The organism is Acinetobacter sp. YH12045 (genome assembly GCF_013419925.1).
Classification (GTDB): Bacteria; Pseudomonadota; Gammaproteobacteria; order Pseudomonadales; family Moraxellaceae; genus Acinetobacter; species Acinetobacter amyesii.
Genome location: NZ_VOZE01000015.1, coordinates 42,740 through 51,027, shown reverse-complemented (window position 1 = coordinate 51,027; position 8,288 = coordinate 42,740). Strand labels below are relative to the sequence as shown.

The following is an 8,288-nucleotide window of genomic DNA, read 5'->3' as shown; positions in this document are numbered from 1 at the left end:
GGTGCATTCTAGAGCATTTCAGAATCATTGCAACCCCCAATTCACTATATTTTTCACGTATGTATTTTTTATAAGCGTTTTTGCTAAAAAAATTGCACTTTTACCTATTTTTTAAGCATTTTTTATAAATATTTAGCAAATAGTCGATATTTAATTAAGTAAATTTCTTATATCTAGCAAATCTTTTTCAGCGCTTTTAAGTCTAATAAAAGTGACTTTGATTATTTATTAATCATTAGTCTACTTTTCTTCCTCAAAGCACTTAATTTTTTTCTATCATCATATCGATTCAAGCTTCATAGACATTTTTTAGCGTGCATTTTTATATTTACCAACATTCTTTTAACGTTCATATGCTAAATGTTGCATGACTTCCAAGATGACTTGTTGCTTTCCACTAAAATCCTCGGCAGAAAATAAAAGCTTGGCACGTCGAGGGAGTTGTTCTCGCACCAATGCAAATAGTTGGTACTGTGCCGCGATATCCAAATCATGTAATTGTTGCTGCGCCTCACAAAATAATGCTCGTTTATGCTGTTTGGTTTGGTAGTCAAATAAATATCTCAAGATTCGATCGATCTGTTCATCATGATTATCGGTATTGTAATACGCCATATTGTTGCTCTTTTTTGATTTTTGACCATTGTTCCATAAGGCCTGTTTTTGCAAAAATCATTTTAATTACATGCTTAGTCATTTTTGCTGATAAAAATATAGCCTATTTATTTGAATAATCACTATTAACGATCACAGTCATAAAAAGCCACTATTTTTGGGCTTTAGACGCATAGAGCGCAGGCTGCATTTCACGTACACTCTTTTTATTTTTTAGGTGCAGGATGCCAACACAGTTTTTTCCACGCTTATTCTTACTATTAAGCGGATTAGGATTACTAGCTTTTGGTGTCGTACTCTCTATACATTCAAATTTAGGGACATCCCCTATTTCTTCGGTGCCCTACAGCTTTAGCTATATCTTTCCACTCACCGTCGGCACATTAACAGTATTAATGCATATCGTCATGATTCTGCTGCAAATGCTGATCTTAAAATCACGCTTTCAGTGGATACAGTGGTTGCAATTACCCGTGGGAATTTTGTTTGGTGCATTTATTGACGGTTTAATGTGGTTCACCCAAGGCTGGAGTATAGAAAGTTACCCACTTCAACTCCTGGCTTGCTTGGCAAGTTGCCTGATTACTGCTTTAGGTGTGAGCTTAGTGGTCAAAGCCAGTCTAGTCCTCTTGGCCGCAGAAGGCCTCTATCAAGCCATTGCTGTTCGTTATCGCCTTGATTTTGGCAACTGTAAAACCTATGGCGACATTGTCTTGGTCAGTATTGCGGTTATCAGTAGCTGGCTGGTCTTACATCAAGTCATCGGAGTCCGTGAAGGCACCATTATTACCGCACTTTTAGTGGGAACATTAGTTAAGCGGATCTTACCTAAATTAAGCTTCATTCAATTTAGTTCTAAGCCCTAAAACAAAACTCAATGAACATCTGTCTAAGTAGAAACATTTTAAAGCTCGATTGAATCGGGCTTTTTTTCTGGTGCGATTAAAGTCTTTAATACAGAAATGAATGTGATTTTTGAAAGGAATAGCTCAATTTTACAAATAAAAAAGGGAAAGATCTCTCCCAAAATCTTTCCCTTAGAATTGAATCTTTAGTCGATCCATCGTGTAGTTATTATAGTTATTTGTTAACTCACTAAAAAAAGAGTCCCTTGGGGAAGAGACTTATAAAAAGTGGAGTTATCGTTATGTACCCTCTAGATGGTATATATATCTCTCTAGATGAATAAATCTTATACATAAAATTCAAGAAATGCAACACATTTGGCAAAATTTAAGTGTTGTTTTTATAAGGTTTTTTTTGAATTTGCTTATTTATATTATTAATATATTAATTGGTAAAAAAAAGCAGGCCGAAGCCTGCTTTTAATTCAATAACTTAACTAAAAATTCAAGAATTTATTAGTCGGTAAAAGTTACTTTTGCGATCGCTTTTTTGCTCGCTTGAATGATCAAAGTTTTGTTTTCTGACACAGCATAACCTGCATCAACCACCTCCCAATCCACTTTCACTGCACCACGACCAATTGCATCTTTTGCTTGAGCAGCATTTTTAGTCAAACCCGCTTCACGCAAAATAGAAGTAATGAAAATTTCACCACCAAATGCGCCACGAGAAATAGTCACTTCTGGTGTACCTTCTGGAAGTTCACCTTCAGTAATCAAGTTACCTGCACCTTTGTGCGCATTTGCCGCAGCTTCTGCGCCATGGAAACGCTCAACCAATTCAAGTGCAAGAATTTTCTTCACTTCTTGTGGATTACGGCCTTCAGCCACTTCTTTGAGCAACTGTTGAATTTCTTCAATCGATTTAAAGCTCAACAAGTCAAAGTAACGTTCGATCAAATCATCTGGCATTGAAAGCACTTTTTGGTACATCGCACCCGGTGCATCAAATACGGCAATATAGTTACCCAAAGATTTAGACATTTTATTTACGCCATCTAAACCTTCAAGAATTGGCACAGTAATGCACACTTGAGATTCTTGGTCATAACGGCTTTGTAATGTACGACCCATCAGCAAGTTAAAGGTTTGGTCTGTACCCCCCAACTCTACATCCGCTTCTAGCGCAACTGAGTCATAACCTTGCACCAATGGATATAAAAACTCGTGAATCGCAATTGGTTGATGGCTGTTATAACGTTTAGTGAAGTCATCACGTTCCAACATACGTGCCACAGTTTGCTGTGAAGCCAACTGAATCAAGTCAGCAGCAGTTTTTTGACCAAACCACTCTGAGTTGAACACAACTTTAGTTTTCGCAGGGTCAAGAATCTTAAACACTTGTTCTTGATAAGTTTTAGCATTTTCTAAAACTTTTTCGCGTGACAACGGTGGACGCGTAGCGCTCTTACCCGTTGGGTCACCGATCATGGCTGTATAGTCACCAATCAGGAAGTAAACTTCATGACCTAAATCTTGGAAAACTTTTAATTTATTAATCAGAACCGTATGACCTAAATGTAAATCAGGTGCAGTCGGGTCAAAACCCGCTTTAATTTTTAATGGGCGATTCTGCTTTAATTTCTTAAGAAGATCTTCTTCAGAAATAATCTCATGTGTGCCTCGTTGGATGAGGGCAAGTTGTTCTTCAGCCGGCAGGAAATTTGACATCACAAAATCCAAATAGATCAGTTATACAATTTGTGCGATATACTAACACTTTTTCAGCACATTGCAGGCTTAAGAATCATCATGACAGCGATCTACATTGGGGTAATGACCGGCACGAGCATGGATGGTGTCGATATTGTTGCTGCTTCTTTTGATCCTTTAGAGATTCATGCGACGCTCACACTTCCCTTTGACCCAGACCTTCGTGATGAACTGATGGCCCTCACCTTGCCTGATGATAACGAAATTGATCGCATGGGTAAGGCAGACGTTGCTTTAGCTCAAATGATCGGTCATGGCATCAATGAGTTGATCGAGAAGAATGAGCTAGATCGTAGTCAAATCAAGGCGATTGGCTCACATGGTCAAACCATCCGCCACCGTCCTGAACATGGTTTTACCCTGCAAATTGGCGACCCCAATATTATTACCGAACTCACTAAAATCCCTGTGATTTCAGACTTCCGCCGCCGTGATATGGCTGCAGGTGGTCAAGGCGCACCTTTAGTTCCTGCGTTTCATCAAGCGCTTTTCCAACATGACACCATTCACCGTGTGATTTTGAACTTGGGCGGAATTGCCAATGTTAGCATGTTGCCTGCAGGTCAACCTGAAGCCGTGTATGGCTTTGATACAGGTCCAGCTAACATTTTAATGGATGCTTGGTGCGAACGTTATACTGGTCAGCCCTATGATGAAAATGGGAACTGGGCAGCTTATGGTCAACCCATTCGCAGTCTGCTCGAGCGCTTACAAGCACATGAGTTTTTCTCTAAAGAACCGCCAAAAAGCACAGGTCGTGAAGACTTCAATCTAGAATGGTTAGATGAACAGATTCTCGATTGGCGTGGAGATCTCGAATATGACGAACTTGAAGATACGCCAGAAAACATTCAAGCAACCTTAATGAAACTCACCACACGTGCCATTAAAAAAGCCATTTACCGTTCTGATATGGATACTGGTGAAGTCTATGTATGCGGTGGTGGTGCATACAATTCGCACCTATTAGAGCAACTGCGCTGGCGTTTACGTAAACATGAATGGACGGTACAAAGTACCGCAGATTTAGGCTTAAGCCCAACATGGGTGGAAGCCACAGCCTTTGCTTGGTTGGCGATGCGCTTTGTCAATCAGCTTAGTGCAAATTTACCAAGTGTGACTGGTGCTGCTGGCTATCGTATCTTAGGTACAATCACTGCGGTTTAAGAGTCAAAAACATATAAAAAAGGTCTGCAATTGCAGACCTTTTTTATATAGACAAGCTTTTATATATATTGACTACTATATAAAAAGCATAGCTCAAACTTAATTCATCATTGCCTTGGCATGCTCATTACGAAATGCCCGTAAAATCTGCTGTCCCGCCCGACCTGTTGGACTTAAACCCAGTCGATTTTGCTCTTGTCGAATGGCTTGACGGGTTTTATCTCCAATTAATCCATCCACTTTACCAATGTCATATCCACGGTTAAGTAAAAATTGTTGAATCTCACGTCGTTCCGCACGTGAAGTCCCAGGATCATCGGTTGGCCATGTCGTACTAAAGCCACCCTTGCCTTGCAAGCGATCGGATAAATGCGCAATCGCTAATGCATAACTCTCTGCGGCATTGTAGCTATAGATTGCATCGAAATTTTTAAACACCAAGAACACAGGCCCACTTGCCCCAGCTGGTGCCATTAAACCTGCTTGGCTTGATCCAGAAAGGTTACCTTGTATTAACGGTGTACCATCGGCACGCTGCAAACCACGATTCATCCAGCTGTCCAAGGATTTTTTATTACGGCGACTTTCACCACTGATCGACATTCCTTCGGGAATTTTTACTTCAAAGCCCCACGGCTGACCAGTTTGCCAACCACGCTTTTTCAGGAAGTTGGCTGTAGATGCCAATGCATCCGTGGTACTCGACACCAAATCACGGCGGCCATCACCATCAAAATCCACGGCCAGTTCTTCATAGGTACTCGGCATAAATTGGGTATGACCAAATGCACCTGCCCACGAACCTTTCAATTGAGATTCATTTAAATCACCACGCTGCAAAATCCGCATGGCTGCAAAAAACTCGCCACGGAAATAGCTTTGACGGCGTCCTTCACAACTTAAAGTGCCCAATGACTGTAATAAAGGATAGCTACCCGCAATATCACCAAAATTACTCTCCACACCCCAAACCGCGACCACGGTTTCAGCAGGCACACCATAAGCCGCTGCGACACGGTTTAATACATCACGATGCTGCGCCAATTTCTGCTGACCCAGTTGTACACGCTCTTCATCTACCAGACCGGACAGATAGTCCCAAATCGGAGTTGAAAACTCAGGCTGATAGTTGAGCTTTTCAATCACAGAATAATCAGGTGTTAAATTTTGCGTATAGCGATCATAAGTGGATGCACTCACACCAGCATTCATTGCTTGCGAGCGCAAATTGGCTAAACAACCTTGAAAGTTATTTTGTGGTGAAATGCTGCTTGTTGTAGGCATGCTCGACGCATTGACAGACTGACCATTAATAATCAACTCGGCATTTGCCTGAGTTATTGCCAATAAAGCAGTCCCGAAAACAAATCCTAAGTGATGCTTCATACCCTAGATCTTTTTTGAATTTAAATTGTTGCTTTAACAATAGCAGCTCAAAGCAAAAGTTAAAGGTTCAAAACGTAAATTTAAATTCATATTTTCTACTTATTTAAATTCATTTTTAAAATTTGAATTCAAAAGCAGTTACCCACAACCCAACTTTAAATTCACTACAAACCAAACACTGGTTTAAATTTAAATTCAAAACTTTTAAATTTAAAAATAAATTAGGCGCATAAAAAATTATCCACAAATGCAAAATGGGGTAAAAATTCATTTTTATTATTAATAATCAAAATATTATAGGTTTTAAAATACACTCCCTATAGATCCAATAAGTCTGAGCAACTTTTAAATTCAAATTTTAAATTTAAACACAGAGAAATGAATTCATTTTTTCAAATTTGAATTCATAAACTTTGAATTCATTGTTTCGGTATAGGATTTTTTGAATTCAAATTCATAGTTTGAATTTAAAAACACAATTTGAATTCAAAACGCATTGGTTATTTTTGATTTTGATTCACACACATCACAGGCTATTGTGATACACAAAAAATAATACGAAGATTAACGCAGAATATTTATAAACGAACGAACACTTTATGATCAATAGTTTCTTATCGTTTCAGCGATAAACGGTGTGATTTTGCAAAGAGGCGCAATGATGCCCGAACTACAGCAATAAAAAAAGCGGCCATGTGCATGACCGCTTTTTTATCATTCAAACACAGGTTTAAATGGTCATATCTTCGCTAAGTGCCAGTGGATTCGGCAAAATTTTCGCCAAAGCACGGCATAAAGCTGTTAATTCAGCAGTATCGTTCGGCATTAAAGTGATGTGACCGATTTTGCGGCCTTCACGCTCTGTTTTGTTATACAGATGCAAATGCGCGCCATTCAGTGCCAATACATCTTCAGACTTCGGATGTTGGCCAATGATGTTTACCATGACCGTTGGACGAACAACTTCAGTCGAACCCAAAGGCAAACCTGCTACAGCACGAATGTGGTTTTCAAACTGTGAACACACTGCACCTTCAATCGACCAATGCCCCGAGTTATGCACACGTGGCGCCATCTCATTGGCATATAAGCCTTTATCTGTCACAAACAGCTCTAGCGTCAAAACACCGACATAATTCAAATGATTGAGCAGGCGAGTAATGTAGTCTTGCGCAACTGGTTGTAAGTCTGCGCTGTTTGGCGCAGGCACAATTGAATGCGACAAAATGCCGTTGTGGTGGTGGTTTTCCGCCAATGGCCATGTTTTCACATCACCGTCTTGACCACGCACCGCAATGATTGAGACTTCACGTGAGAAGGTTACAAAGCTTTCCGCAATCAATTCACCAGCAGGGCCCAGTTCAGCCCATGCTTGATCCATTTGCTCAGCGCTACGTAGCACAAATTGACCTTTACCGTCATAACCGCCACGCGATGTTTTCAGTACGATGGGTAAACCCAACTCAGCAACAGCAGCTTGTAAACCCTCGAAAGATGTCACGGCCTTATAAGGTGCAACTGGGATAGCCAATTCATCAAACAAGGCTTTTTCAGACAAACGATGCTGTGCAATCGCTAAAGCTTGGCGCGGTGGGTGCAATGCTTTGTTCTTGGTCAACACATCAACATCTGCTAACGGAGTATTTTCAAACTCTAAGCTGAAAACATCTGCGCTCTGAATGAAATCTTGCAAACCATTTTCAGCTTGAGTCGAAATCACTGGACCCAGCGCTGCTGAAGGGCAGTCGGTACTCGCTTCAAAGAAGGTGCATTGAATGTTTAAAGGCAATGCCGCTTGCGCCATCATGCGACCAAGCTGGCCACCACCAAAAATACCAATGGTTTTATCCATGAGAAATGCCCCTTAATTAAGCTTGACCCGGAATATTTTTACTCGCCACTTTATCGGTTTGCGCAGCACGGAAATCTGCAACATTTTTTGCGATTTCAGGACGCGTTAAACCTAAAATTTGTGCCGCCATGATCGCTGCATTGGTCGCACCCGCTGGGCCAATCGCCAAAGTACCAACTGCAATACCTGCTGGCATTTGCACGATAGACAGCAATGAATCCACGCCGTTTAAAATTGATGATTTTACCGGTACACCAAGTACAGGTAGGTCAGTCTTGGCTGCACACATACCTGGTAAATGCGCTGCACCGCCAGCACCGGCAATAATCACTTGAATACCACGATCACGTGCGGTTTCAGCATATTCGAATAATCGATCTGGAGTTCGGTGTGCAGATACAACTTCCGCTTCAAATGGGACGCCAAGCTGTTTCAGCATATTGGCAGTGTTTTCTAGCGTTGCCCAATCCGATTGAGAACCCATGATAATTCCAACGAGAGGAGTGTCTTGTGAAGCGGCCGCATTCATTGCAATGTTTCCAGAGATTAAAGTAAGAGAGAGTAAATCTCGACTAGAGCCAAGCTTTAATAAGAGCCCCATATTATAGACTGAAAATTCATCTCAATAAAATTTAACGGTTGTCTTTAAA

Annotated in this window: 7 protein-coding genes; 2 read left to right on the top strand and 5 right to left on the bottom strand. The window is 40.7% G+C overall.

The genetic code is table 11. The annotated features are described in order from the left end of the window. Nucleotides 1-342: 342 nt before the first annotated feature. Nucleotides 343-615 carry a hypothetical protein gene (locus FTU02_RS14380; RefSeq protein ID WP_180085985.1) on the bottom strand — a complete coding sequence of 91 codons (273 nt, stop codon included), beginning with the start codon at nucleotides 613-615 and terminating at the stop codon, nucleotides 343-345. A 224-nt stretch (nucleotides 616-839) separates the two neighbouring features. Here FTU02_RS14380 and FTU02_RS14375 point away from each other — a divergent pair, with 224 nt between their 5' ends. After that, nucleotides 840-1,481 (top strand): YitT family protein, encoded by a 642-nt coding sequence (locus FTU02_RS14375; RefSeq protein WP_180157733.1) that lies wholly within the window; start codon nucleotides 840-842, stop codon nucleotides 1,479-1,481. Nucleotides 1,482-1,976: 495 nt separating this feature from the next. Here FTU02_RS14375 and tyrS read toward each other — a convergent pair whose 3' ends face one another. Then, nucleotides 1,977-3,209 (bottom strand): tyrosine--tRNA ligase, encoded by a 1,233-nt coding sequence (gene tyrS, locus FTU02_RS14370; RefSeq protein WP_171262600.1) that lies wholly within the window; start codon nucleotides 3,207-3,209, stop codon nucleotides 1,977-1,979. Between the two features lie 63 nt (nucleotides 3,210-3,272). Between tyrS and FTU02_RS14365 the strand changes: the two genes are divergently transcribed. After that, nucleotides 3,273-4,400: an anhydro-N-acetylmuramic acid kinase gene (locus FTU02_RS14365; RefSeq protein ID WP_180024979.1), complete on the top strand. Its 1,128-nt coding sequence runs from the start codon at nucleotides 3,273-3,275 to the stop codon at nucleotides 4,398-4,400. A 99-nt stretch (nucleotides 4,401-4,499) separates the two neighbouring features. Here the strand turns inward: FTU02_RS14365 and FTU02_RS14360 are convergent, their stop codons facing one another. The 3 genes from FTU02_RS14360 to purE form a co-directional block, all read right to left on the bottom strand. Further along, entirely contained in the window at nucleotides 4,500-5,786 is a 1,287-nt protein-coding gene (locus FTU02_RS14360) for a lytic murein transglycosylase (RefSeq protein WP_180157731.1), read from the bottom strand. Between the two features lie 730 nt (nucleotides 5,787-6,516). Then, entirely contained in the window at nucleotides 6,517-7,638 is a 1,122-nt protein-coding gene (locus FTU02_RS14355; RefSeq protein ID WP_111886091.1) for a 5-(carboxyamino)imidazole ribonucleotide synthase, read from the bottom strand. 16 nt (nucleotides 7,639-7,654) lie between these two features. Continuing rightward, a complete protein-coding gene (purE, locus tag FTU02_RS14350; protein WP_078189531.1) occupies nucleotides 7,655-8,167 on the bottom strand; it encodes a 5-(carboxyamino)imidazole ribonucleotide mutase in 513 nt (170 codons plus the stop codon). Nucleotides 8,168-8,288 lie beyond the last annotated feature (121 nt).

Excerpts from the sequence above, each read along its gene's own strand:
- FTU02_RS14360 (WP_180157731.1), bottom strand. The coding sequence starts at position 5,786 with ATGAAGCATCACTTAGGATTTGTTTTCGGGACTGCTTTATTGGCAATA.
- FTU02_RS14380 (WP_180085985.1), bottom strand. The coding sequence starts at position 615 with ATGGCGTATTACAATACCGATAATCATGATGAACAGATCGATCGAATC.
- purE (WP_078189531.1), bottom strand. The coding sequence starts at position 8,167 with ATGAATGCGGCCGCTTCACAAGACACTCCTCTCGTTGGAATTATCATG.
- FTU02_RS14375 (WP_180157733.1), top strand. The coding sequence starts at position 840 with ATGCCAACACAGTTTTTTCCACGCTTATTCTTACTATTAAGCGGATTA.
- FTU02_RS14355 (WP_111886091.1), bottom strand. The coding sequence starts at position 7,638 with ATGGATAAAACCATTGGTATTTTTGGTGGTGGCCAGCTTGGTCGCATG.
- FTU02_RS14365 (WP_180024979.1), top strand. The coding sequence starts at position 3,273 with ATGACAGCGATCTACATTGGGGTAATGACCGGCACGAGCATGGATGGT.